The 23,038-nt window shown below is 67.4% G+C and carries 23 protein-coding genes and 1 pseudogene; 12 read left to right on the plus strand and 12 right to left on the minus strand.

Annotation, left to right across the window (positions count from 1 at the left end):
• Nucleotides 1-18: 18 nt before the first annotated feature.
• Complete coding sequence (locus BST44_RS16050; RefSeq protein ID WP_083178099.1) at nucleotides 19-780, minus strand: TetR/AcrR family transcriptional regulator C-terminal domain-containing protein; 762 nt, start codon at nucleotides 778-780, stop codon at nucleotides 19-21.
• Nucleotides 781-939: 159 nt separating this feature from the next.
• On the opposite strand from BST44_RS16050, the gene BST44_RS16055 reads away from it, so the two are divergent.
• The 3 genes from BST44_RS16055 to BST44_RS16065 all read left to right on the plus strand — a co-directional run bounded on the left by BST44_RS16055 (nucleotide 940) and on the right by BST44_RS16065 (nucleotide 1,878).
• Entirely contained in the window at nucleotides 940-1,389 is a 450-nt protein-coding gene (locus tag BST44_RS16055) for a hypothetical protein (protein WP_083178156.1), read from the plus strand.
• Nucleotides 1,390-1,475: 86 nt separating this feature from the next.
• Nucleotides 1,476-1,649 carry a CsbD family protein gene (locus BST44_RS16060; protein WP_083178100.1) on the plus strand — a complete coding sequence of 58 codons (174 nt, stop codon included), beginning with the start codon at nucleotides 1,476-1,478 and terminating at the stop codon, nucleotides 1,647-1,649.
• A 49-nt stretch (nucleotides 1,650-1,698) separates the two neighbouring features.
• On the plus strand, nucleotides 1,699-1,878 hold the full coding sequence (locus BST44_RS16065) for a DUF6131 family protein (protein ID WP_083178101.1): 180 nt from the start codon (nucleotides 1,699-1,701) through the stop codon (nucleotides 1,876-1,878).
• Nucleotides 1,879-2,661: 783 nt separating this feature from the next.
• Here the strand turns inward: BST44_RS16065 and BST44_RS30950 are convergent.
• From BST44_RS30950 to BST44_RS16095, 6 genes are all read right to left on the minus strand, one after another.
• On the minus strand, nucleotides 2,662-3,039 hold the full coding sequence (locus tag BST44_RS30950; protein ID WP_244184835.1) for an HPF/RaiA family ribosome-associated protein: 378 nt from the start codon (nucleotides 3,037-3,039) through the stop codon (nucleotides 2,662-2,664).
• A gap of 253 nt (nucleotides 3,040-3,292) precedes the next feature.
• Entirely contained in the window at nucleotides 3,293-4,771 is a 1,479-nt protein-coding gene (locus BST44_RS16075) for a glycoside hydrolase family 130 protein (protein ID WP_083178102.1), read from the minus strand.
• Complete coding sequence (locus BST44_RS16080; protein ID WP_083178103.1) at nucleotides 4,768-5,790, minus strand: glycosyltransferase; 1,023 nt, start codon at nucleotides 5,788-5,790, stop codon at nucleotides 4,768-4,770. The genes BST44_RS16075 and BST44_RS16080 overlap by 4 nt, the downstream gene beginning before the upstream one ends.
• Nucleotides 5,787-6,899, minus strand: a complete 1,113-nt coding sequence (locus BST44_RS16085) for a glycosyltransferase (RefSeq protein WP_083178104.1) — start codon at nucleotides 6,897-6,899, stop codon at nucleotides 5,787-5,789. Before BST44_RS16085 ends, BST44_RS16080 begins: the two co-directional genes overlap by 4 nt.
• A 198-nt stretch (nucleotides 6,900-7,097) precedes the next feature.
• Complete coding sequence (locus BST44_RS16090; RefSeq protein WP_142274523.1) at nucleotides 7,098-7,673, minus strand: hypothetical protein; 576 nt, start codon at nucleotides 7,671-7,673, stop codon at nucleotides 7,098-7,100.
• 130 nt (nucleotides 7,674-7,803) lie between these two features.
• Nucleotides 7,804-8,631, minus strand: a complete 828-nt coding sequence (locus tag BST44_RS16095) for a GAF and ANTAR domain-containing protein (protein ID WP_083178158.1) — start codon at nucleotides 8,629-8,631, stop codon at nucleotides 7,804-7,806.
• Between the two features lie 318 nt (nucleotides 8,632-8,949).
• Here BST44_RS16095 and BST44_RS16100 point away from each other — a divergent pair, with 318 nt between their 5' ends.
• Both BST44_RS16100 and BST44_RS16105 read left to right on the plus strand, forming a co-directional pair.
• A complete protein-coding gene (locus tag BST44_RS16100) occupies nucleotides 8,950-9,414 on the plus strand; it encodes an STAS domain-containing protein (protein ID WP_083178106.1) in 465 nt (154 codons plus the stop codon).
• Entirely contained in the window at nucleotides 9,401-12,373 is a 2,973-nt protein-coding gene (locus BST44_RS16105) for an AMP-binding protein (protein WP_083178107.1), read from the plus strand. Before BST44_RS16100 ends, BST44_RS16105 begins: the two co-directional genes overlap by 14 nt.
• A 126-nt stretch (nucleotides 12,374-12,499) precedes the next feature.
• Here BST44_RS16105 and BST44_RS16110 read toward each other — a convergent pair.
• The 3 genes and pseudogenes from BST44_RS16110 to BST44_RS16120 all read right to left on the minus strand — a co-directional run.
• Nucleotides 12,500-12,637 (minus strand): annotated as a pseudogene (locus BST44_RS16110) (styrene oxide isomerase); the annotation flags it as partial.
• A 30-nt stretch (nucleotides 12,638-12,667) separates the two neighbouring features.
• Nucleotides 12,668-13,432 carry a superoxide dismutase family protein gene (locus tag BST44_RS16115; RefSeq protein WP_083178108.1) on the minus strand — a complete coding sequence of 255 codons (765 nt, stop codon included), beginning with the start codon at nucleotides 13,430-13,432 and terminating at the stop codon, nucleotides 12,668-12,670.
• 77 nt (nucleotides 13,433-13,509) lie between these two features.
• Entirely contained in the window at nucleotides 13,510-13,818 is a 309-nt protein-coding gene (locus tag BST44_RS16120; protein ID WP_046184677.1) for a WhiB family transcriptional regulator, read from the minus strand.
• A gap of 354 nt (nucleotides 13,819-14,172) precedes the next feature.
• Here BST44_RS16120 and BST44_RS16125 point away from each other — a divergent pair, with 354 nt between their 5' ends.
• The 3 genes from BST44_RS16125 (at nucleotide 14,173) to BST44_RS16135 (ending at nucleotide 16,408) form a co-directional block, all read left to right on the plus strand.
• The gene (locus tag BST44_RS16125; protein ID WP_208619812.1) at nucleotides 14,173-14,991 is read left to right on the plus strand and encodes a hypothetical protein; all 819 of its coding nucleotides are present in this window, start codon (nucleotides 14,173-14,175) and stop codon (nucleotides 14,989-14,991) included.
• 90 nt (nucleotides 14,992-15,081) lie between these two features.
• The gene (locus BST44_RS16130; protein ID WP_007167936.1) at nucleotides 15,082-15,657 is read left to right on the plus strand and encodes a sigma-70 family RNA polymerase sigma factor; all 576 of its coding nucleotides are present in this window, start codon (nucleotides 15,082-15,084) and stop codon (nucleotides 15,655-15,657) included.
• Entirely contained in the window at nucleotides 15,644-16,408 is a 765-nt protein-coding gene (locus BST44_RS16135; protein WP_208619813.1) for an anti-sigma-D factor RsdA, read from the plus strand. Before BST44_RS16130 ends, BST44_RS16135 begins: the two co-directional genes overlap by 14 nt.
• A 7-nt stretch (nucleotides 16,409-16,415) precedes the next feature.
• Here BST44_RS16135 and BST44_RS16140 read toward each other — a convergent pair whose 3' ends face one another.
• The gene (locus BST44_RS16140; protein WP_046186907.1) at nucleotides 16,416-16,823 is read right to left on the minus strand and encodes a DUF5319 domain-containing protein; all 408 of its coding nucleotides are present in this window, start codon (nucleotides 16,821-16,823) and stop codon (nucleotides 16,416-16,418) included.
• Nucleotides 16,824-16,986: 163 nt separating this feature from the next.
• Between BST44_RS16140 and guaB the strand changes: the two genes are divergently transcribed.
• The 3 genes from guaB to BST44_RS16155 are packed head-to-tail and all read left to right on the plus strand — an operon-like array spanning nucleotide 16,987 to nucleotide 21,511.
• Entirely contained in the window at nucleotides 16,987-18,597 is a 1,611-nt protein-coding gene (gene guaB / locus BST44_RS16145; RefSeq protein ID WP_083178111.1) for an IMP dehydrogenase, read from the plus strand.
• A 7-nt stretch (nucleotides 18,598-18,604) separates the two neighbouring features.
• Nucleotides 18,605-19,732 (plus strand): GuaB3 family IMP dehydrogenase-related protein, encoded by a 1,128-nt coding sequence (locus tag BST44_RS16150; protein ID WP_083178112.1) that lies wholly within the window; start codon nucleotides 18,605-18,607, stop codon nucleotides 19,730-19,732.
• Nucleotides 19,733-19,774: 42 nt separating this feature from the next.
• The gene (locus BST44_RS16155; RefSeq protein WP_083178113.1) at nucleotides 19,775-21,511 is read left to right on the plus strand and encodes a GMC oxidoreductase; all 1,737 of its coding nucleotides are present in this window, start codon (nucleotides 19,775-19,777) and stop codon (nucleotides 21,509-21,511) included.
• Here the strand turns inward: BST44_RS16155 and BST44_RS16160 are convergent.
• Entirely contained in the window at nucleotides 21,508-22,410 is a 903-nt protein-coding gene (locus tag BST44_RS16160; RefSeq protein WP_083178114.1) for a TauD/TfdA dioxygenase family protein, read from the minus strand. The two genes, BST44_RS16155 and BST44_RS16160, sit on opposite strands and share 4 nt — an antisense overlap.
• A gap of 60 nt (nucleotides 22,411-22,470) precedes the next feature.
• Here BST44_RS16160 and BST44_RS16165 point away from each other — a divergent pair, with 60 nt between their 5' ends.
• Complete coding sequence (locus BST44_RS16165) at nucleotides 22,471-23,037, plus strand: TetR/AcrR family transcriptional regulator (protein WP_083178115.1); 567 nt, start codon at nucleotides 22,471-22,473, stop codon at nucleotides 23,035-23,037.
• The last annotated feature ends 1 nt before the right edge of the window (nucleotide 23,038 follow it).

Here is a 23,038-nt window from a genome sequence, read left to right on the forward strand (position 1 = left end):
GATGAGTGGCTCAGGGAGTCATCCGGCGGCGGACGCATCTTCCGCGGTTGGCGGCCGTCCGTCGCCGCCGGTGAGCGTCGCGGTCATGCCGGGGAGCAGCAGATCGAGGAAGCGGTCCAGCTCGGCGGCGCCATCATAAGAGGCCAGGGCGGGTGCCAGGGCACGCAGTTGAGGGAAATCGGTGATCGCGAGCCGGTGAAGACCGAGCCGGAGCACATGGTCCGTTTCCTCGGGTCGCTCGATAACCTCCTGTAACTCATTGAGGATGTGGCCGTATAGGTAGCCGAACAGCACTCGGTAAATGTGCAGGGCATCCTCGCCGGTGAAGCCGGCGGATATGAGCAGCGCGAGGACATCCTCTAGCGGCCGCAGCATTCCTGGTGGCCGCTGCCCGAGCGGGGTGGCCAAGGGTCGCGTGACCAGCAGCGGCACCACGTTGGGGTGCGTCAGGGCCAACTTGCGGAAGTTGTGCGCCACGGTGCGCAGTTGGCCCGCCCAGTCCGGGTCCGTACTGTCGACGGATAGCTGTGCGAGCACAATCTCCGCGACCCCGTCGAGCACCGCGGCTTTGTTGGGCACGTGCCGGTAGAGCATCACCGGATCTCGCCCCACCGCTTCGCTGAGGCGGCGCATTGACAGTCCGTCCACACCGTCGCCGTCCACGATCCTGAGCGCGGTCTGCAGGATCATCGACCGGTTGAGTTGACCAGTGTCTCTGCCGGCTGCGGGCGGGCCCTCGTCGTCAGCGCCGGTGTTGGGGCCGGCCGACTGTCTCGTCATCGCCTTAGCACTTCCCTTCTGGCTCGTCTCGAAGCGGCCACCGAGTCAAATTCGACACCAAAATTAAACGATGGTGACAAACACTGATAGTCAACAACGTTGACAGCACCCTACCTGCGGTGTGTAATGGATATCAAGCATTGCAATTGGAGACCCGACATGATTGTCATCGTTGGATTAGTTGTTCTATTCTTCGCCGTGGTCGTCGGGTTCCTCGGCGTGCTGAACAACGCGGGGGCCGCTCACCCGTTGAGCGAGAACTTCTCGGTGTTGGGCTACCACGTCACCGGATCGACCGGCACCCTTTTCCTCTTTGGGATCGTGATCGGCGCGCTGGCGATGCTGGGCATGAGCGTGTTGCTGGCCGGTGCGCGGCGCACCGCGGGGCGCGGGCGCGACGCCCGCCGCGAGCTCGCACGATCCCGGCGCGAAGTCGAGTTTGTGAACCGAGACCGCGAATTCCAAAACCAGCCCGTCGGCGCGGATACCGGCTCAATGGTGAACTCCCAATTGGTCACGACCCGCCCGAGGAGGAAGAGGGGATCCTTCCTCGGGCGCCGGTCGTGGGGTCGGCAACCAACAGCACCGCGGGGCGGCGGACGCTACTAGGCGCCGAACCAGTCGACAGAGGAATTCCTTGTCGCGAGCTCTGATCCCTGCAATGAAGAATCCGCAACGAACAGAGATAAGAAGCAATGAGTATAGGTAAGAAGATCGCCCACAAGCTTGAAGGGGCCAAAGGCGTCACCAAGAAGCTCTTGGGCCGCGCCACCGGCAACACCCGGCTACGCACCGAGGGGCGCGTCGATCAGTTCAAGGGCAACACGAAACAAGCAGGGGCCAAGGTCAAAGACGCCTTCAAGCACTGACCCGGCCATCCTCCTGCCCAGACATCCACACAGAAACTAGCTAAACGCCATGATCACCCTCGGAATCATCCTTATCGTCCTCGGGCTGCTCCTGCCCAGCCTCGTCCCTACCTTCGCCTTCGCCCATATTTGCTTGGTCATCGGGGTCATCCTCCTCGTCGTCGGCTTGTTACTGATGGTCGCGGGACGGATGGGACACGCCGTCGGCGGCCGCCGCCACTACTACTAGACCGGCTACTACTAGACCGGCCAGGCGTGCGTAACCCACCGTGTCGGCCCCGACGACTTCTCGTCGCCGTCGGCCGGTTGACTGCGCAAGCAGGGCCGCGTCACGCGGTGCCAAATCCCCAAGGTAACGCGCAGCTACCCCGCCCCAGTCCATAACTGCCACAGCTCGATTCGAGCGATTCCAACAACTAACCGCCACCCAACGAATCAATGAGACGACATGACTACCGGGAAGTGTCGTAGGGATCGTCGTCATTGTCGCGGCAGCTCTTACAACACGCGGCGCAAGTCACGTCACACTGGCGCGGCTACTTCCCTCACCGAACTCAACCGGAAGTTCGAGCGCCCTCGAACTATTCGGAAGCCGGCCGGTGCCGTGAGCACCGCGCCAGGGGCGCCCCTGATTGTCTCTACCAGGCGCCACGTGTGAGGGTTCAAAAAGTGGAGGCCGCGCACAGACTTCCCGCCACTTACTCCCTCGCTTGGTTTGCCCCGCCTTCGGAATCCCATGTCGACTGGGCCGCAGCCATATCTCTGCGTCCGGTGGCGCGGCGTATACCCGCGCGGAGTACTTCGTGGACGGTCAAGTACGGCCGCCCTGCCCGTAGCCGGTGGCGTCAATCCGCCAATGGCGGCATGGTTGTCGACAACTTCTGCTTCGATGATGTGCGTCATTGACCGTCCCTCTGTCTGCCCGCGAAAGCGAGCTGCTGGTTTGTGACGCTTCCTACAAAATAGGGCGATTTACAAAAATGAGACGATCGAGAAGGGTGTGCAGGCGGCCCTAGTGGCGGATCGTCGCGCTGTTGCGCCGGCGGCTGCTCATAGGGTCGCGCGCTGACTTCTGGTGTTCAAGTTGCCGGATCAGCTCACGCTTTGCTTCGCAGATGGCGCGGGTGATGTCCGGGTTCTCAGCGGTCGCCACCAGTGGCGGACGACCGGGCAGGCTCGTGCGCAAAGTGACGCGCTGCTCCTTGCCGCCGCGGTCCTGCAACGAGACTTCCACATCGATGTCCCGCGGATCCCATCGTCCCAGCAGGTGCGGACCGAGCGTCGACAACGTCTCCAATACGTGCGGCCGCTCCTTTTCTTTGAAACCCGCGCCGACGTGAAGCACCTGCTCGCCGAACGCATCTCGTTGTTCGTTGTCAGGGTTGATCATGGTCGTCCTCCGTAGAACTGCAGGGTGCACGCGGGCGCTCGGCGTCTTTCCCGACGCGTGTCGTGGTCGTTCGATGTTCGGAACCGGTTTCCCGGGAACAGACGGAAACACGTTGATCGTTCGGCGAACTCCAGATGAGTTCCGGCGATAGCTGGTTTCCGGTATGTCTCAATTAGACGCCCTTCACCACCGTATGTCAATAATGTTGACACATTGCGCCGGCGTGCAGGTGTCGTTTGAAATGTCTTGGGCCTCAGCGGCTCAGAACTGTGAGGAGTTCGGGGAGCGGCACGGTGGCGATACCGATGGCGGTGTCAGCGATGCCGTACGGCAGCACCAGGGTGTCGGCGTGGACTAGCGCGCCACAGGAGTAGACCACGTTGGGCACGTAGCCGTCCCGCTCATCTGAAGCGGGGCTCAGTAGCGGCTGCGGTAGTTGACCAAGGATTCGTGTCGGATCGTCGAGATCAAGCAGAATCGCCCCGATGCGGTAGGTGCGCATCGGTCCGACGCCGTGGGTGAGCACCAGCCACCCGGCGTCGGTTTCGATGGGCGGACCGCAGTTCCCGAGTTGTAACGCCTCCCATGCTCGGGTCGGGCTCTGGCAGGGGAGTGCGCTCGTCCAAACGGACAGGCGATCGGAGTAAGCAACCGTATTCGATTCGCGATCTGATCTCGACATGGCGGCGAAGTGACCGCGAATCCGGCGAGGAAACAGCGCCAGACCTTTGTTGGCGGCGGCGCTGCCGACGATCGGCGCGGAGGTGAAGGACTGGAAATCCTTGGTCGTGAGGAGTTGTTGGCCGATGTGGGATCCGCTGTAGGCCGTGTAGGTGGCGTAGAACATGACAGATCCGTCGTCGTCGATGAAACGGACGAAGCGTGCATCCTCCATGCCGCCCTGCTCTGCACCCATCGAGGGCCACAAGACGCGCTCGGAAAGTGTTATGCAGTCAGCGAACTCGACGGCATACGTCCGTTCGGCGATGCTGCGGATCGCGGAAATGGTCTCCTGGGCGTGTGCGCGGGTGCTCAGATGAGTCTGGAGCTGGGCGAGTTGTTGATCGAGAGCAGCCCGGGTGAAGCTCGTGTCGAGCCGGTCGAGGATATAGTCGGCGACCTCTCCGGCGTCGTCTAGTCGGGTGAGTTCGCTGCGGAAGACGGCCGCGTCGAGGAGCGCAGGCTTGGGCGTTCCGGCGGTGGCGAACGGAGCAGGATCGTCGATCGTGGCGCGGCCGGCTGCATCGACGACGCCGGTCCGGAACCCGATGGACGAACGGTGTCCCTCGCCGATGCCCCGGACGCTCAGCACGAATCGCAGGCTGCCTGCGACGGTTCCAGCCTGGTCGGGATGGGCCACGATGCTGGGGTTACACAACGCCGCACCTTCAAGGGCGTATTCACTCGTGAATGCCGCGCCCAGCAGCAACGTTCGCGCTTCGGAGAGTTCATGGCCGGGGTCCAGCCGATCGGTGAGTTCACGGGCGTGCCGGCGGAACGTGCCGGCAAGATCGCGGTGACGCCCGTCGAAGCGGACGACGACGTCGTCCAGCGAAGACCGCACCTGACCCTCGTCGAGGGCGAGGATTCGCGCCAACACCGCTCCCGCGCGGGACTCCTGGTGTTCGAAACCTTCCTGGCCCGGTACGAAGAGTCGGGTGATGACCCGCGACGGGTCGGCCATGAGCCTCACGGGGCCGCGTGTGGCGAGAGCAGCCTGCGCGGAAGTCATTGCCGCACAGTTGAGAAGCGTCTGGCGTGCTGCATCGTCGAGAGCACCGCCAGTGTCGACTCCGCACCCTGGTTGTGGTTCACGCCATCGGCGCGCAGGCCGTCGAATCCGCCGCCCGTCCCTGGGTCCCACATGAGCTGTTGCGCGTCGTTGACACCCATGAACCAGGCCGCAGCGGCCAGGACCCCGTCACGCCAGATCGAACCGGCGTCAATGGCAGCGGCACGCGCGCACGCGTCGGCGAGGGTGGAAACCTCGATCGGCTGCTGATCGAATGCGGGCCGGGGGTCGTCCGGCCCCCTGCCCGCTGCGGGAGTGGGCGAGAGGTGACCGTCTGCCGTCTCGTATTCGATCAGCCAACCCAGCAGATCCAAGCCCTGGTGCCGCAATGTCGAATCGTCGAGAGCCACGCCCGCCGCGATCATCGCCTCGGCGAGAACGGCATTCGCGTAGGTGAGTCGCGGCTCAGGCCACGGCCAGGCGCCGTCGTTGCTCGGTTGGGCCACGGTCTTGGCATAGTCGGTGAGGAGTTCGCGTGCGGCGCGCTGCCCGGGGTCGACGGCGAGGAGTTCGGCGGCGCCCAACGCCGCGAACGCCATCGCCCGGGGCCACGGCGATCGCACCTGCGCGGCGCGTTCGAACTGAATGACGGCCAACCGACGAACCAGGCCAACGTCACTGTGCCCGGCCGCGGTGCCCAGTCCCCAGATGCTGCGGCCCCAGCTGTCCTCCAGCGAGGGCTCATCCGCCCAACGGCCCTTGCTGTCCATTCGGTTTCGGCAGGGGCCCGCCTGAGACTGCGCGTCGTTCAGGAACCGTATGGCAACGCGGGCGAGGCCTTTCACCTGCCCGTGAGGCTCGGGCTCGCGGGTCGCGACGACGAGGACTCGGGCCATGTCGTCTGTACAGTAGCCGTGCTCGCGCCGGGGTTCGGCGAAACGGGCGTGCTCGAACGTTCCGCGCCCGTCCGTCAAACGCAGCAGGTGGTCGAATCTCGGCTCCGGCGTGGTGGCGATCATACCGGCGCCCGACGTGTGGCGAGAATCCGTTGTGCCAGAACCAGATAGGCATTGGCCACCACCGGCCAGGCCAGCGTCGGGGCCAACCGGCTGGCCTCCGCAGCCATGGCGCCGGCGAGGCGCGGTTCGGTCAGCACTCGGCGCAGGGCGGATACCAGCGCATCGGGATCGTCGTGATCGACGACGATGCCCGCCCCGCTACCGAGGAGTTCGACGGCGTGGGGGAAGGCGGTGGCGACGACCGGCCGCCCGCTTGCGATTGCGTCGACCAGAACGCCGGAAGTGACCTGATCCGTGGAGTCGTAGGGCAGAACGACCACGGCCGAGGACTGAACCAGCGCGGTCAGCGACGATACATCGCGGTAGTTGGCATCGAAGCACACAGAGTCCGCTACGCCGGTGCGCCGCGCCTGTTCGGCACGGGCCTCGCGGTATGCCTCACCGTCGACGGCCAAAACCTTTGGGTGCGTGCGGCCGGCAATCAGGTAACGCGGTCGGCCATGGAGCTCATGCAGCGATGCCATCGCCTCGATGACCCGCTCGACGCCCTTCCCGGGACCCAGCAGACCCCACGTCAACAGGGTCGGTCTGCCCGAGCGCAGTACCGAGGCGTTTGTCCGGACGGTCGCACCATGCGCGATCGTGGTGACTTTTCGGCGATCGACGTCGAAACCGAGGCACAGGCGCTGCCTGGCCGCCTCCGACATGACGACGACCCGAGCCGCCGTCGCCGCGATCGCCTCCAGCACAAAACGCTGATGCGGGGTCGGGTCCTTGAGGACCGTGTGGGCGACCACGATCGACGGGATGCGCAGTCCCCCGATGATGTCCACCACCTCGTCTCCGTCGACACCGCCGTAGATGCCGTACTCATGCTGCACGATCGCGATATCGCTCTCATTCAGCAACTCGGAGGCTGCTGCCACGGATGTCGCGGAACCGTTGACCAGTTCTCCGATCACCCGAGCATCAGGAGATGACGACCCGTCGCCAGTTCGCACGATGCTGACGTCAGATCCATTCGCGCACAAACCTTCCGACAAGGCTGCACTGAACGTCGCCAACCCGCACGGTGTCGGTGGATACGTACTGAGGATGCCGAAACTCATGGAGCCGCAATGCCCTCGCCCAAAAAGGGGGGCATTCGATGTTTCATGGGTGGATAAAGCGCTCAAGGTGATCCCGACGGACGGTTGTCACCGGTGTGTCCGGCGTGAGCGGCTGCTCTGCGATATCAGCGGCGGACGGCTGACTTCATCACGGACTTGCTGGGTTCCCAACAGCACGAGGCTACACCCAATGAGCGGCTACCGCGCATTGAGCCCCGCCAGAATGCGCAGGCCGAGAACGTGTCGACTGAGACCGGCGGCGGCACCTTCAACCGTGAGGTGCCGCTCGGCTTGCTCGGGCGTGTAGCCCTGGCCGATGAGGGCCCCGATCGCCTGGTTGATGACCGAATCCTCGAAAAGATTTGTCGCAGAACACTGCTCGGCAAGGTTCGGCAGGTGCTGATCAAGGACGAAGTCACTGAGCGACCGGGCGGTGAGCCACGCGAGGTCCGCGGCCAGATCGATAAAGGTTCCCGGCGACCCCGCGTACAAGACGAGGACCACAGCCGGGAGAAGACCGACGTCACCGACACCTGACAGCGCCAGCCTCAGCGAGGTGTGGACGTCACCCGCCCCGACACCCTCGACGAATGCGGTGAGCGTGAACGGCGGGTCACTGCTGGCGACGGCCACGCTCAGACCCAGAAAGGTGGGGACGGCGACGGTGGCATCGGCCGCGAGCTGGCGCAGACTGAGGGCGACATCGACGCCGGGCCCATCCAAAGCCTCGGTGAGAATGCCCAGGTCTGCGGCAAGGGCCGCGGTGAGCTTCACGAGAGGACCGCTCCGCTGCACGCTCCCGAGCGCGATCAAGCCTGCCGGCGCCGCGCATGGCCAGTCGCTGTGCGCGGTGAGGATCCCGAGACGCGAGTCAGGACCGGTCTCGTGACTAGTTCCTCGCTTGTCACGGTACGCCGGCTGGGTTTTCCGGCTCGGGTCGGGAGCGGGCGCGGGCGCGGCGAACCGCTTCGTCGACCAGGTGTTGCGCCACATCGGCCAACTTGCGGTGCTCAGATTGGCTCATCGCCCGCAGCTGGGTGAACGCGTCCTCGGCGCTGCGCCCGGTACGTCCGCGGATGAGGCCAATCGCTTGATCGATCACCGGGCGGACGGACAACGCCGTCTGCAACTGGACGGTTAGAGCGAGCGCGTCCGCGAGGATTTGCGCGTTGTACACGGCGACCGCCGCCGGTTTGGCGAACAACTCCCCGAATTCGGCGGCGTGCTCATCGAAAACGTCTTTGCCGTGGGCATATACGTTGATCGCCCCGACCACCCGATCAGGCAGCAACAGCGGGAGCGACAGCGCGCTGTGCACCCCCAACCTGCCTACGCGTGGACCGAACCGCGGCCACATCTTCTCCCCACCCAACGACCCTGAGCGCACCGTGCGACGTTCCAGCGCCGCGGTAATACAGGGCCCCTCATTGAGGGTGACGTACTGAATTTCGTCAATCTCGGCAACAAAGGGAGCGCTGGCCGCCAACGCCGCGACCATGTTGTCCACCCGGTCGACATTCAGCAAAGTGACCCCAGCGCCTTCGGCTCCCGGTATCGCGCGGACAGCGAACGTCGCTACCTCCGCCAGCAACTCAGGCAGGCGGCGATGACCGGCAACCAGACCCGCGAGATTGCTGATCGCCGCCCGCAAATCGGCGCCATCACTACCGAGCTGCTCCGATGTCCGCGACGCCAGCGGCGGCCCATCGGTGCCCTCGGTGAACTCCACCATCGCCGCTACCTGTTTCGTAATCTTGCTGGAGCCCGACATCACCGGCGACCAGCCATGTACCCAGGGCGTAGCCGCCGCGAGATCACTCCCATCCTAGGGCGAAGCCGGCGGGCCCGGGTAAGGCGAAGTTGGCCGGCCAAGTCCTGATTTTGGACTCGAGGGCTGCCACCTGCGCGGACGCGCCCAAGGGAGTGTAGTGTCATAGCTGCTGAGCAGCTCAGCTGGTCCGGATCGGTTTTGGCCGTACGCTGCTGAACCCTAGGAGCGCGTTAGCTCCGAGCCTGACATGCCGGTGATCGTCCGCACGACTGGGTCACCATGACCGACTCTTTGATGTCGTCTTCCGCCATGCCGGGTGATGCCATTTCCTTCACGCCGCGCAAAGGCGAATTGGCGCGATTGGATGCTCACTGGCTGAAGTCGTCGGTGGCCATTGTCAGCGCCCACGGCGACATCGACCAGACGAATGCACGCACCTTCACCGAGTACGCGCTCGCTCAGTTGGCGCGTTGCCGCGGGCTGATCCTTGATCTGACCCGTCTGGAATTCTTTGGCGCCGCGGGTTTCTCAGCGCTGCACAGAATCTCGGTGAGCTGCGCGTGCGCTGGACTAGACTGGGCGTTGGTGCCTGGCGCTGCGGTATCCCTGTTGCTACGAATCTGCGATCCGGACGGCTGGCTGCCGGCCGTCAGCACCGTCAGTGCGGCACTGGCCAGCCTCCAAGGGTCGGCGTCCGATGCGGAGCATCCCGAAAAGACTTGTGGTTCCGATGGAATGGGGTAGCGATCTGATTGCCGGTCCCGCGAACCGCGTGATCGCGACCGTGCAGAACGGTGTCGAGGTGCTGCGGTTCGGTGGCTTCCAGACCGGCTCCCGTACGTCGCCGTTTCAGACCGTGGAACGGTGCGACATGTACCGGCTACGACGGTACTTCCCCGACAGCGCGAGCGATCCGTCGCGGCCAACGGTAATACTTGTCCCGCCGATGATGATGTCGGCCAACGTGTTTGACGTCACTAGAGACCAGGGTGCGGTCGGAGTTCTGCATGATCTCGGTGTTGACCCGTGGGTGGTTGACTTCGGCTCGCCGGCCCGGGAAACCGGTGGACTCGAACGCACTTTGAGCGACCATGTTGTCGCGCTGAGCCGGGTCATCGATTCGGTACGCGCCCACACCGGCCGTAAAGTGCATTTGGCGGGCTACTCACAGGGCGGCATGTTCTGCTACCAAACCGCGGCCTTCCGACGCTCCGAGGGTTTGGCCAGCGTCATCACATTCGGTAGCGCCGTCGATTCGCTCAGCGGTCTGCCGTTCGGAATTCCCGCGGTCCTGGCGGCCCGCGGCGCACAGCTGATCGCCGACCACGTTTTCAACCGTCTCTCCGTCTCGGGGTGGATGGCCCGGACCGGGTTCCAACTTCTGGACCCGATCAAGACGGTGCGGGCGAGGTGGGACTTTGTCCGGCAACTCCATGACCGAGCGGCGTTGCTGCCGAGAGAACAGCAACGCCGCTTCCTGGAGGTGGACGGCTGGGTGGCATGGTCGGGTCCCGCCGTCGCCGAACTATTAAGGCAGTTCGTGGTCCATAATCGCATGATGACCGGCGGGGCCGTGATCGATGGCACGTTGATCACGCTCGCTGAAATCACCTGTCCAGTACTTGCTTTCATCGGTGAGATCGACGGCATCGGCCAGCCCGCGTCCGTTCGAGGAATCCGGCGGGCCGCGCCTCGCGCCGGGGTGTCCGAGGTACTTTTGCGGACAGGCCATTTCGGACTCGTGGTCGGATCGACCGCCGCCACGCAAACGTGGCCCGCCGTCGGACAATGGGTGCTGTGGCGAGACGGTCGAGGGTCGAGGCCGGCCGGCGTGCACGCGATGGGGGCTGACCCTGGCGGCGGGATCGACGGCGGTGTCGGCCTGTCGTCACGTATCGGTCACTCGGCGGGTGTGCTGGCCGAACTGAGCATCGGTGTGAGCTTGGGGTTGGCCGACGCCGCGGTGGGGGTGGCGCGCAGCGGCAGGGAGATCGCAGAGGAGGCCGTGCGTGCCCTGCCCCGGCTCGCCCGCCTGGGGGGACTGCAGCCCCATACCCGAGTGTCGTTGGGGGGGTTGATGGCCGAACAGGCGAGCAAAGCGCCCGAGGAAGAATGCTTTCTCTTCGAGGATCGGGTTCACACCAACGCGGCGGTCGATCATCGCATCGACAGCGCGGTGCGCGGCCTCATCGCCGCCGGTATCCGTCAGGGAGCCCACATCGGTGTGTTGATGGACACCAGCCCCAGCGCCGTGACCGCGATCGCGGCACTGTCGCGGCTCGGCGCGGTGGCGGTGCTGCTACCGCCAGACGCCGACCTCGCCGCCGCCGTCCAGTTGTGCGAGGTGGCCGACATCGTCACGGACCCAAACCATCTGGCGGCGGCCGCCGCGATCGGCGCGAGGGTGCTCGTCCTCGGTCATCGAAGCGCCGCGGAGCTCGGCCGGACGGAGTCCGACCTGATCGTCGAGCTAGACCGCCCCGACCCGTCCGCCGAGCGGCTCCCCCAGTGGTATCGGCCGAACCCCGGCCGGGCAAGCGATCTCGCCTACGTGTTCTTCAGCACGACGGGAGGGCGCCGGGTGATCAAAGAGGTCACCAATCATCGGTGGGCGCTGTCGGCCTATGGCACGGCCGCTGTCGCCGCGCTGGGCCGCGGCGACACGATCTATTGCCTGACCCCGCTGCACCATCCGTCGGGTCTGATGGTCGGCCTCGGCGGCGCGATCGCCGGCGGGTCGCGCATCGCGTTAACGCGGGGCGTCGACCCAACGCGGTTCGCCGACGAGGTTCATCGGTACGGGGTGACGGTAGTGACCTACACCTGGGCCATGTTGCTCGAACTGGTGGAGGCGACGTCGCCCGAGCTTGCCCAACATCATCCGATCCGCCTGTTTATCGGAGCCGGGATGCCAATCGGGCTGTGGCGCAAGGTCACTGACCGATTCGCCCCCGCCCGGGTGTTGGAATTCTATGCCTCCACCGAGGGGAACGCGGTGCTGGCCAATGTCGCCGGCACGAAGACCGGTGCCAAGGGTCGGCCGCTGCCGGGCAGCACCGAGATTCGGCTCGGACGCTACGACGCCGCGACGGGCCGCTTCATCGAGGATGACAACGGCTTCGTGCGGCCCTGCGCGGACGACGAGGTGGGCGTGCTGCTCGCGAAGCCGCGCTTCGGACTCGATGCCGCACGCGTGTCGATGCGCGGTGTATTCGCCGAGGGAGACACGTGGATCACCACGGACCACCTGTTTCGCCGCGACCGCGACGGCGACTACTGGTTCGTCGACAACAGGAACACGGTGATCCAGTCGAGTCGCGGACCGGTCTTCTGCCAGCCGATCTGCGATGCCCTCGGCGACATCGCCGTGATCGACCTGGCCGTGGTCTATCCCGTTGCGACCGACACGCACGACGTCGCGGTTGCGGCCGTGGCGCTCGACACGGGCGCCACCCTCACCGGGGCTGCCCTGACCACCGCATTATGCGGCCTCCCCCGGGATCAGCGTCCCGCCATCGTCCACATCGTTGACCGCATACCGCTCACGCCCTCCTACCGCCCGCTGTCGGTCGCATTGCGGGACGCCGGGTTGCCGGGGCCGGGGAAAAGCACCTGGTACCACGACGTCACTGACGGCCAGTACCGACACTCGGCCGCCATCGGCCAGGAAGCACGGCGGCACCTAACCCGGGAGATTGAGTAGGCGCCCAGTCGAAGTGGTCAGTAGGCCGCGGCGGCGTTGTACCCCGGCGGTCGCCATTTTGCTGTCGGGCCCATCCGCTGGGCGTGTGCCAACGCACCCTGGGGTTGGCCGGCAAGGTTCGTGGCCGAGGAACATGCCGTTGAGGACTGCCTCGAGGTGGCTCGACAGCGCCATGCGCGGGTTCTTCAGCGCCGGGACGGCGAAGCCGGTGAACAGGCCGAGTAGGAACAGGACCAACCCGAGCGTGAACAGCACCTTCTGCATGTCAGCAGGGTAGGCGCCGGACTGCGCGTGTCAGGGGCTGGGCGGAAGGCTTGGCGGCGTGGTCGCCGTCGTGGTCGGCAGCGTGGACGTGGACGCCGGGGTGCTGGTGACCGTGACGGTGCTCGTGCTCGTCGACGGCGGCGGCACCTCGGTGGTGGTGGTGCTCGTCGTGACGCTGGTCGTCGTGGAGGTCGACGACGTCGTCGTCGCCGAGGCCGCGGCGAGCACACCGCAGGCCACCCGCTTGCCGGACTCGCCGGTGGCGCTCCCGGTCAAGTTGTCCGCCGTCTGGTGGATGATCAGCGCGGTGCCCGAGCTGTTTCGCAGGTCGGAGGCGGTGAGCAAGTTGGTGGTGGTGACGAGTTTCGCCGAGCCGTCGTTGCGCACCTGCAGCGCGGTCAGGTCGCCGCTGGCGGGGAAACCCGTGTGGTCGGGCGCCTGGTAGACGCTTCCGGCGGAGTTGAAGTCGCCGGTCGCGCCGCCCGCCGGCGCGGCCGAATTGGCCTCGCATTTGCCCACCGAATGGATTTGCAGGCCGTGGAAGCCGGGGCTGAGAACCTGATTGGGTCCGGTCTCCACGGTGACCGTGGCATAACCGTTCGCGAAATCGATGGTGGCGGTGCCGACCTGGTTTCCGTCGGCGCTCTTCAACTGCGTGGTCATCCGCTCCGTGCCGGGCGGCGCGCTCGAGGACGTCGAACTGGTGGCCTGGCCACCCTGCTGATTTGCGCATGCGGCCAACGGCGCAACGGCGGCGGCAAGCAATGCGGTCGCGAAGGATACGCCCTTTTTCATGGGCTGGGCCTACCCGCATTGGCGGCAGCCCAAACGAGCCCGACCGCGCGCAGCGGCAGGCCCGCTGGGGCCCGGGCTCAGGCGGAGCGGCGGATGCCGCGCGTGCGGCCGATGTCGCCCTTCAGCAGTAGGTCACGCTCGGATTCGGACAGGCCGCCCCAGACGCCATAGGGCTCACCGACTTCGAGGGCGTGCGAACGGCACTCCTGGATGACCGGGCACTGCCGGCACATCTCCTTGGCGCGCTGCTCGCGCTGCATGCGGGCGCGGCCGCGTTCACCGTCGGGGTGGAAGAACATCGACGAGTCAACGCCGCGGCACAAGCCCTGCAATTGCCAATTCCAGATGTCGGCGTTGGGTCCAGGTAGCTGCTCCGGCTGTGGCATTGGTGTTTCCCTCTCTGCACGGCACGCCCAGTAAGGTCAGGTCCGCGAAGCGATTGTGCAACTGAATTGAAGCGGCGTCACCGATGACTACCCGTCATGCGTAGACGTTAGGGCGGACGGAGAATTTGCGTCAATAGCCACTTAGCCCGGCAAAGTATGTAATGGTTATAAAAGAATTAACGCCGCGTTCATCTGCCGCGCGTTGGCGAAACACGCACCGTGCTACCAGGCACTTGACCGAATCGAGATTTCCCAGCTCACGGGCCGAGAGAGGGCCGACCGCGATTAGTACAGGACCTATTGTAATTAACAGTTCGGTAACGCGAACACCACAAACTGTTTACTACCATCGTCGTGATTGAAACTCGTCACACTTCCGTGATTGGCCGAAACTTGGCGGCCGCCGCCTTCGGTGACCGGCCGGGGGCCTGGCCGCTGCCGACGGCGGTCACGCCGGAGGAATTGTGGCTGCGCGCGGTCGCGGCCGGCGGGCAGGGCCGCTACGGCAGCGCCTATTGCGACCTGGCTGCGCTGCGCCGCAGCGTGCCCGCCGGACCGCTGGTCTCGCTGGCCCACAGCACGCAGGGATCCTTTCTGCGCCAACTCGGTTGGCACTCCGCGGCGCGCGGCTGGGACGGGCGCGCCCTGGCGCTGGCGGGCGCGGACCGCGAGGCGCGCGCCGATGCCCTGATCGGGTTGGCGGCCGACGCGCTGGGCGTCGGCCGGTTCGCGGCCGCGGCGGCACTGCTCGCCCGTGCCGACGCGGAGCTGGGGGCCGGACCGGTGCCGGACCGGCAGCCGGTGCGGCGCGGGTGGGTGGCCGCCGAGCTGGCGATGGCCCGGGGCGACGGCGAACTCGCCGTCGGCCATGCGAACGAGGCGGCGCGGCTGGCGGGCGCGATGCTCGTCCCGTCGGCGCGGCACGCGGTCAAGAGCGAGGTGGTGCTGGCGGCCGCCCTGTGCACCGCCGGGGCCGTCGAGCGCGCCCGTGCGGTGGCCGAGGCGGCGCTGGACGCCACGGGCCGCCTGGGGCTCGTTCCCCTTCGATGGGCGTTGGCGTGCTTGCTGATTGATCTCGGAAGCGTCACGTTATCGACGCGGCAGCTGCACGAAATTCGCGATGTCTGCGCAGGCCACGTCCGGCGCGCCGGTGCGACGTGGCGTTCCGCTTGAAATGGCCCCGCGCCCGTTATTGTCAATGCGTTAGTTAGCCCGGTTAGCCCGCGATGTGTCCGGTTCGTAACGTTGGAGATACCGCCGTCGATGACAATTCAAGGGGATCGTCTCGACGCCGTGGTGGCCAAGGCCGTGGCGGGGGACCGTAACGCACTACGGGAGGTGCTGGAGACCATCCGTCCGATTGTCGTGCGCTATTGCCGCGCGCGGGTCGGGACAGTCGAGCGGGGTGGCCTGTCAGCGGATGACGTGGCACAGGAGGTGTGCTTGGCGACTATCACGGCGCTGCCGCGTTACCGGGACCGCGGACGCCCCTTCCTCGCGTTCCTGTACGGCATCGCGGCGCACAAGGTCGCGGACGCCCATCGCGCCGCCGGCCGTGACCTGTCCTACCCCACCGAGATCATCCCCGAGCGTTGGTCGTCCGACGCCGGCCCGGAACAACGGGCCATCGAAGCCGATTCGGTGAGCCGGATGAGCGAACTGCTCGAGATCCTGCCCGCCAAGCAGCGCGAGATCCTGATCCTGCGTGTGGTCGTCGGCCTGTCGGCCGAGGAGACCGCGTCCGCCGTCGGCAGCACCACCGGTGCGGTCCGGGTGGCCCAGCACCGGGCGCTGTCCCGGCTCAAGTCCGAGATGATCGCGGCAGGTGACTGTGCCTGAACCCCTGGACGAATTCGCCCGCACCGATCTGCTCCTCGACGCGCTCGCCGAGCGGCGACCGGTGCACGTCGGCGACCCCGACGTCGACGCGATGGCGACCCTGCTGGAGGACTGGCGCGACAACCTGCGGTGGCCGCCGGCCAGCGCGCTGGTCTCGGCGGAAGAGGCCGTCGCGGCCCTGCGTACCGGATTGGCCGACCGCCGGCGCAGCCGGCGCGGGCTGGCGGCCATCGGATCGGTGGCCGCGGCGCTGCTGGTGATGAGCGGCTTCGGCGCCATGGTGGTCGAGGCCCGTCCCGGCACCACCCTGTACGGGCTGCACGCTATGTTCTTCGACCAGCCGCGGGTCAACGAGAAGCATCAGGCCCTGCTGTCCGCGAAGGCCGACCTGGCCAAAGTGCAGGAGTCGATCGACGCGGGCCAGTGGGACCAGGCGCGCAGCCAGCTGACCGAGGTGAGCAGCCTGGTCCAGTCGATCGACGACCCGGCCGGCAAACAGGAGCTGACGAACCAGCTGAAGCTGTTGAATCTGCGGGTCCAGTCGCGCAATCCGAACGCGACGCTGCCGCCATCGGCGAACGCGCCGTCGGCGTGGTCGGCCCCGCCCGCGGCCACCCCGAAAGCGGCCGCTACGCCGTCCGAGGCGTCGGCCGTCCCGTCAGAGCCGGCGTCGCCGGGTCAGTCGTGGAGCAAGCATCGGCATCACGGGCTGACACCCGGCCCGTCGGCGGTGATTCCGGACACGCCGTAGCGGCGCGCTAGCGGCGGTATCCGTCGGCGTCCGAGGTGGCCTCGTTGAGCGAGGCGTCGGCGTAGCCGCGGCAGTAATCCCACGTGACGTAGGCGTCCGGCTCGGGGTCGTAGGCCGGCTCGTGCGGGCGGACGGTGCCGTCGATCAGCAGCTGCAGCAGGTTCGCGCGCAGCATGTCCCAGTCGTGGTAGTGGTCCTGCTGGCATTCGTCGCAGCACACCACCAGCCCGCGAATTCCCTTGTGCGCCAACAGGGCCTCGTAGACCGCCAGGTCGGCGAGGTCGGCCTCGACCGCCATCCGCTCTTGGGCGTCCAGGGGCTGCCCCGGCTCTACGGCTTCGAGCGCAGCCGACGGATCGCAGGGGTCGTCGGCGAAGGGGTCGGGCGGCAAACCCGGTGGGAGGTGATCGCGCACGCACACTAGCCTACGCAGCCGGGCGGGGATAACGCCAGCAGGGAAGCCGCCCGTCGTTTCCGCGCGTTTTGGCGCCCGCGGCGCGCCCCGGCAAGCGGGTGGAGGGGTCGGGCGAGCCGATAGGATGGGAAGCTCACGCCGCATCGTATGGAGGGCCCCGCCGATGACCCGTGGCATGTCCCACCTGGAAGACAGCTCCGACCTCGTCGGCAGCCCCTACGTGCGCGATCCGCGGATAGGGGGACTGGTCGACGACCCCGTGCCGACCGGGGGCGACGACCCGCACAAGGTCGCGATGCTGGGCCTCACCTTCGACGACGTGCTGTTGCTGCCCGCCGCCTCCGACGTCGTTCCCGCCACCGCGGACACCTCGAGCCAGCTCACCAGAAAGATCCGGCTCAAGGTCCCGCTGGTGAGTTCCGCGATGGACACCGTCACCGAGTCGCGGATGGCGATCGCGATGGCCCGGGCCGGCGGCATGGGCGTGCTGCACCGCAACCTGCCCGTCGCCGAACAGGCCGGGCAGGTCGAGATGGTGAAGCGCTCGGAGGCCGGCATGGTCACCGATCCGGTCACCTGCCGGCCGGACAACACCCTGGCGCAGGTCGACGCGCTGTGCGCCCGGTTCCGGATCTCGGGTCTGCCGGTGGTCGACGACACCGGGGCGCTGGTCGGCATCATCACCAACCGCGACATGCGGTTCGAGGTCGACCAGACCCGCAAGGTCGCCGAGGTGATGACCAAGGCGCCGCTGATCACCGCCCAGGAGGGGGTCAGCGCTGACGCCGCGCTGGGCCTGTTGCGCCGCAACAAGATCGAGAAGCTGCCCATCGTCGACGGCCACGGCCGGCTCACCGGGCTGATCACCGTCAAGGACTTCGTCAAGACCGAACAGCACCCGCTGGCCACCAAGGACAGCGACGGCCGGCTGCTGGTCGGCGCCGCCGTCGGCGTCGGCGGGGACGCCTGGGTCCGCGCGATGATGCTGGTCGACGCCGGGGCCGACGTGCTGATCGTGGACACCGCGCACGCGCACAACCGGCTGGTGCTCGACATGGTCGGCAAGCTCAAGGCCGAGGTGGGCGAGAAGGTCGAGGTGATCGGCGGGAACGTCGCCACCCGGTCGGCCGCCCTGGCGCTGGTCCACGCGGGCGCGGACGCGGTCAAGGTCGGCGTTGGTCCGGGCTCGATCTGCACCACCCGGGTGGTCGCCGGGGTCGGCGCGCCACAGATCACGGCGATCCTGGAAGCCGTAGCGGCCTGTCGGCCTTCCGGCGTGCCGGTGATCGCCGACGGCGGGCTGCAGTATTCCGGCGACATCGCCAAGGCCCTGGCCGCCGGCGCCTCGACGGCCATGTTGGGTTCGCTGCTGGCCGGCACCGCCGAGGCCCCCGGCGAGCTGATCTTCGTCAACGGCAAGCAGTTCAAGAGCTACCGCGGCATGGGGTCGCTGGGCGCCATGGCGGGCCGGGGCGGCTCTGGAGGCGCGGCGAAGTCGTACTCCAAGGACCGCTACTTCGCCGACGACGCGTTGAGCGAGGACAAGCTGGTGCCCGAGGGCATCGAGGGCCGGGTGCCGTTCCGCGGCCCGCTGTCCTCGGTGATCCACCAGCTCACCGGTGGCCTGCGCGCCGCGATGGGCTACACCGGCTCGCCCACCATCGAGGCGCTGCAGCAGGCGCAGTTCGTCCGGATCACGTCGGCCGGGCTGCGCGAAAGCCATCCGCACGACGTCGCCATGACCGTCGAAGCGCCGAACTACTTCGCGCGCTGAGGCCGGCATGGTCGAAATCGGGATGGGCCGCACCGCCCGTCGTACCTATGAACTGAGCGAAGTCAGCATCGTGCCGTCGCGGCGCACCCGGTCATCGCAGGACGTCTCCACCGCCTGGCAGCTGGACGCCTACCGTTTCGAGATCCCGGTGGTGGCCCACCCGACCGACGCCCTGGTATCGCCGGAGTTCGCCATCGAGCTCGGCCGCCTCGGCGGGCTGGGCGTGCTCAACGGCGAGGGGCTGATCGGCCGGCACGCCGACGTCGAGGCCAAGATCGCGCAGCTCGTCGAGGCCGCCACCAAGGAGCCCGAACCGTCCGCGTCGATCCGGCTGCTGCAGGAGCTGCACGCCGCGCCGCTGAACCCCGATCTGCTGGGGTCGGCCGTCGCGCGCATCCGGGAGGCCGGGGTGACCACGGCGGTGCGGGTCAGCCCGCAGAACGCCCAGGCGCTGACCCCGGTGCTGCTGCAGGCCGGCATCGACCTGCTGGTCATCCACGGCACCATCGTCTCGGCGGAGCGGGTGGCCAGCGACGGCGAGCCGCTGAACCTCAAGACCTTCATCTCCGAGCTCGACGTCCCGGTGGTGGCCGGCGGGGTGCTCGACCACCGCACGGCGCTGCACCTGATGCGCACCGGCGCCGCCGGCGTCATCGTCGGCTACGGCTCCACCCGGGGGGTGACCACCAGCGACGAGGTGCTCGGTATCAGCGTGCCGATGGCCACCGCCATCGCCGACGCGGCCGCCGCGCGCCGCGAATACCTCGACGAGACGGGCGGCCGGTACGTGCACGTGCTGGCCGACGGCGACATCCACACCTCCGGCGAGCTGGCCAAGGCGATCGCCTGCGGGGCCGACGCGGTGGTGCTCGGCACGCCGCTGGCCGAGTCCGCCGAGGCGCTGGGCGAGGGCTGGTTCTGGCCGGCCGCGGCGGCGCACCCGTCGTTGCCGCGCGGGGCGCTGCTGCAGATCGCGCTCGGCGAGCGCCCGCCGCTCGAGCGGGTGCTCAACGGGCCCTCCGACGACCCGTTCGGTTCGCTGAACCTGGTCGGCGGCCTGCGCCGGTCGATGGCCAAGGCCGGCTATTGCGACCTCAAGGAGTTCCAGAAGGTAGGGCTGACCGTCGGTAGCTGAGGGCACTGGCTCGTTACCCGTGAGTAAGGCCATACTGGTGCGATGAGGCCGGATTACGACGTTCTGATCATCGGTTCGGGTTTCGGAGGCAGCGTCAGCGCGCTGCGGCTGACCGAAAAGGGCTACCGCGTAGGCGTATTGGAGGCCGGGCGGCGTTTCGCCGACGAGGACTTCGCCGAGACCTCGTGGGACCTGCGCAAGTTCCTGTGGGCCCCGCAGCTGGGTTGCTACGGCATCCAGCGGATCCATCCCCTGAAGAACGTGCTGATCCTGGCCGGCGCCGGGGTGGGCGGCGGCTCCCTGAACTACGCCAACACGCTGTACGTGCCGCCGGAGCCGTTCTTCAAAGACCGGCAGTGGTCGCACATCACCGACTGGCGCGACGAGCTGATGATGCACTACGAGCAGGCGAAACGGATGCTCGGGGTGGTCACGAACCCGACCTTCACCGACGCCGACCGCGTGCTCAAGGAAGTCGCCGACGAGATGGGCTGCGGTGACACCTTCGTGCCCACCCCGGTGGGGGTGTTCTTCGGGCCCGACGGCACCAAGACGCCGGGCAAGACCGTGCCGGACCCGTACTTCGGCGGCGCGGGCCCGGAGCGCACCGGCTGCCTGGAGTGCGGCTGCTGCATGACGGGATGTCGCTACGGCGCCAAGAACACCCTGCTGAAGAACTACCTCGGCCTCGCCGAATCCGCTGGCGCGCAAGTGATTCCGATGACGACGGTGAAGGGCTTCCAGCAGCGGCCGGACGGGCTGTGGGAGGTCCGCACCGTGCGCACCGGCAGCTGGCTGCGCCGCGACCGGCGCACCTACACCGCGACGCACCTGATCCTGGCCGCGGGCACCTGGGGCACTCAGCATCTGCTGTTCAAGATGCGCGACACGGGCAAGTTGCCGCGCCTGTCCGGGCGGCTGGGCGTGTTGACCCGCACCAACTCCGAGTCCATCGTCGGCGCCGGGAAACTCGAGGTCGACCCGAACCTGGACCTGACGCACGGCGTGGCCATCACGTCGTCGATCCACCCGACCGCCGACACCCATGTCGAACCCTGCCGCTACGGCAAGGGATCGAACGCGATGGGCCTGCTGCAGACGCTGATGACCGACGGCAGCGGTCCGGGGGGCACGGACGTGCCCCGCTGGAAGCAGCTGTTGGACCAGGCCCGCGAGGACCCGCGCCGCATGATGCGGATGCTCAACGTCCACCAGTGGAGCGAGCGCACCCTGATCGCGCTGGTCATGCAGCACCTGGACAACTCGATCACCACCTTCACCAAACGCGGCAAGCTGGGCATCCGCTGGTACACCAGCAAGCAGGGCCACGGCGACCCGAACCCGTCCTGGAATCCCGTCGGGAACAAGGTCACCCGGCGCATCGCCGAGAAGATCGACGGCGTGGCCGGCGGCACCTGGGGAGAACTGTTCAACATCCCGCTGACGGCGCACTTCCTCGGCGGCGCGGCGATCGGCGACAGCCCCGAACACGGGGTCATCGACCCCTACCACCGGGTGTACGGCTATCCCACGATGTTCGTGGTGGACGGCGCCGCGATCTCGGCGAACCTGGGCGTCAACCCGTCGCTGTCGATCACCGCGCAGGCCGAACGGGCCGCGTCGCTGTGGCCGAACAAGGGCGAGAACGATCAGCGCCCGCCGCAGGGCGAGCCCTACCGCCGGCTGGACCCGATCGCGCCAGGGCACCCGGTGGTGCCCCTCGACGCACCGGGTGCCCTGCGCTGGTTGCCGATTACGCCGGCGCGGTCGACCGGCTAGCTCGCGATCGCCTCGAGCGGGGCGCCGCTGACCACCCGGCTGCGCTCGCCGTGCACGTCGACGGGCACGTCGCCCATCAGCGTGACGCGGTGCATCAGCCGGGGCTGGTCGTCGTAGTCGTCGATGGCCCGGTGCTGGGTGGCCCGGTTGTCCCAGATGGCGACGTCACCCGGCGCCCAGCTCCAGCGAATAGTGTTCTCTGGCACCGTGATTCGCCGCTGCAATAGTTCCAGCAGCACGCTCGACTCGTAGCTGTCCAGGCCGACGAAGCCCCGCACGAAATCTCCCAACAACAGCGTGCGCTCGCCGGTCTCGGGGTGCACCCGCACCACCGGGTGTTCGGTCCGGAAGTCCGGCTTTTCGAAGACCTGGCGGAACGTCCGCTGGGCGTCGCTCATCGCCCGCACCGATTCCTCGGTCACGTAGTCGTAGCGGTTGCTGTGCAGGGCCCAGAGGTTCTCCACCAGGCCCTTGAGCGCCTCCGGCAGCGCCTCGTAGGCGGCGGCCGTGTTGGTCCACAGCGTCGACCCCCCGTACCGCGGCAGGGTGACCGCCCGCAGGATCGAGGCCGCCGGGTAGTTGGCGACGAACGTGACGTCGGTGTGCCAGCGGTTCGCCTTGCCGTATTCGGAGTTGATCGGCGTGATCACCGGCGCGTTCTTGGCGGCCAGCAGCTCGGCGGCCGGGTGGCCGACGGGCGTGCCCAGCCGGCCCGCGAATGCCAGCTGCCGCTGGTCGTCGAGGTGGTGCTGGTGGCGGAAGAAGATCACCTTGTGGGCCAGCAGCGCCCGGCGGATCTTGTCGACCGCGTCCGGGTCGAGGTCGCCGCCGAGGCGCACCCCGTCCACGCGCGCGCCGATGCGGCTGCCGAGCTTGGTGACGGTTATCTGACCACTCATTGTCATCAATCCTAGTGCGAAGGGGCGTAGTCAACTGACTACATCGAGTACTGTAGTCGCATGACTACACCTTCCGCAAGAGGCCGCGCCAACATGCCCACCGGGCGGGCGGAGGTCGCCGCGGCGATCCTGGAGGCCGCCACCGACCTGTTCGCGGAGCGCGGCCCGGCCGCGACCTCGATCCGCGACATCGCCGCCCGGTCCAACGTCAACCACGGGCTGGTGTTTCGTCACTTCGGCACCAAGGACAAACTCGTCGGCGCCGTGCTCGATCACCTGGGCGCCAACCTGAGCGCCCTGCTGAGCGCCGAGCCGCCCGCCGACGTGCTGGACCGCGCCCTCGACCGGCAGATGCGAGTCATGGCCCGCACCGTGCTCGACGGGTATCCGGCGGGGCAGCTGCAGACGCGCTTTCCCACCATCGCGACGTTGCTGGACTGGGTGCTGCCGCTGCACGACACCGAGATCAAGGCCCGCCTCGCCGTCGCCAACGCCCTTGCGTTGCAATTCGGTTGGCGACTCTTCGCGCCGATCCTGCGGTCGGCGACCGGGCTCGACGAGCTGACGGACGACGACATACGCGAGGCCGCGCGCGTCGAGGTGGCGCGGATTCTCAACCCCGGCTGAT

The sequence above is a fragment of the Mycobacterium scrofulaceum genome, assembly GCF_002086735.1.
Lineage (GTDB): Bacteria > Actinomycetota > Actinomycetes > Mycobacteriales > Mycobacteriaceae > Mycobacterium > Mycobacterium scrofulaceum.

Coding starts and splice junctions, on each gene's coding strand:
- BST44_RS16060 (WP_083178100.1), top strand. CDS start 1,476: ATGAGTATAGGTAAGAAGATCGCCCACAAGCTTGAAGGGGCCAAAGGC.
- BST44_RS16085 (WP_083178104.1), bottom strand. CDS start 6,899: ATGAGTTTCGGCATCCTCAGTACGTATCCACCGACACCGTGCGGGTTG.
- BST44_RS16075 (WP_083178102.1), bottom strand. CDS start 4,771: ATGACTTCCGCGCAGGCTGCTCTCGCCACACGCGGCCCCGTGAGGCTC.
- BST44_RS16155 (WP_083178113.1), top strand. CDS start 19,775: ATGAGGCCGGATTACGACGTTCTGATCATCGGTTCGGGTTTCGGAGGC.
- BST44_RS16130 (WP_007167936.1), top strand. CDS start 15,082: ATGACAATTCAAGGGGATCGTCTCGACGCCGTGGTGGCCAAGGCCGTG.
- guaB (WP_083178111.1), top strand. CDS start 16,987: ATGACCCGTGGCATGTCCCACCTGGAAGACAGCTCCGACCTCGTCGGC.
- BST44_RS16080 (WP_083178103.1), bottom strand. CDS start 5,790: ATGATCGCCACCACGCCGGAGCCGAGATTCGACCACCTGCTGCGTTTG.
- BST44_RS16105 (WP_083178107.1), top strand. CDS start 9,401: ATGGAATGGGGTAGCGATCTGATTGCCGGTCCCGCGAACCGCGTGATC.
- BST44_RS16120 (WP_046184677.1), bottom strand. CDS start 13,818: ATGCCACAGCCGGAGCAGCTACCTGGACCCAACGCCGACATCTGGAAT.
- BST44_RS16150 (WP_083178112.1), top strand. CDS start 18,605: ATGGTCGAAATCGGGATGGGCCGCACCGCCCGTCGTACCTATGAACTG.
- BST44_RS16065 (WP_083178101.1), top strand. CDS start 1,699: ATGATCACCCTCGGAATCATCCTTATCGTCCTCGGGCTGCTCCTGCCC.
- BST44_RS16115 (WP_083178108.1), bottom strand. CDS start 13,432: ATGAAAAAGGGCGTATCCTTCGCGACCGCATTGCTTGCCGCCGCCGTT.
- BST44_RS16100 (WP_083178106.1), top strand. CDS start 8,950: ATGACCGACTCTTTGATGTCGTCTTCCGCCATGCCGGGTGATGCCATT.
- BST44_RS16055 (WP_083178156.1), top strand. CDS start 940: ATGATTGTCATCGTTGGATTAGTTGTTCTATTCTTCGCCGTGGTCGTC.
- BST44_RS30950 (WP_244184835.1), bottom strand. CDS start 3,039: ATGATCAACCCTGACAACGAACAACGAGATGCGTTCGGCGAGCAGGTG.
- BST44_RS16095 (WP_083178158.1), bottom strand. CDS start 8,631: ATGGTGGAGTTCACCGAGGGCACCGATGGGCCGCCGCTGGCGTCGCGG.
- BST44_RS16165 (WP_083178115.1), top strand. CDS start 22,471: ATGACTACACCTTCCGCAAGAGGCCGCGCCAACATGCCCACCGGGCGG.
- BST44_RS16160 (WP_083178114.1), bottom strand. CDS start 22,410: ATGAGTGGTCAGATAACCGTCACCAAGCTCGGCAGCCGCATCGGCGCG.
- BST44_RS16050 (WP_083178099.1), bottom strand. CDS start 780: ATGACGAGACAGTCGGCCGGCCCCAACACCGGCGCTGACGACGAGGGC.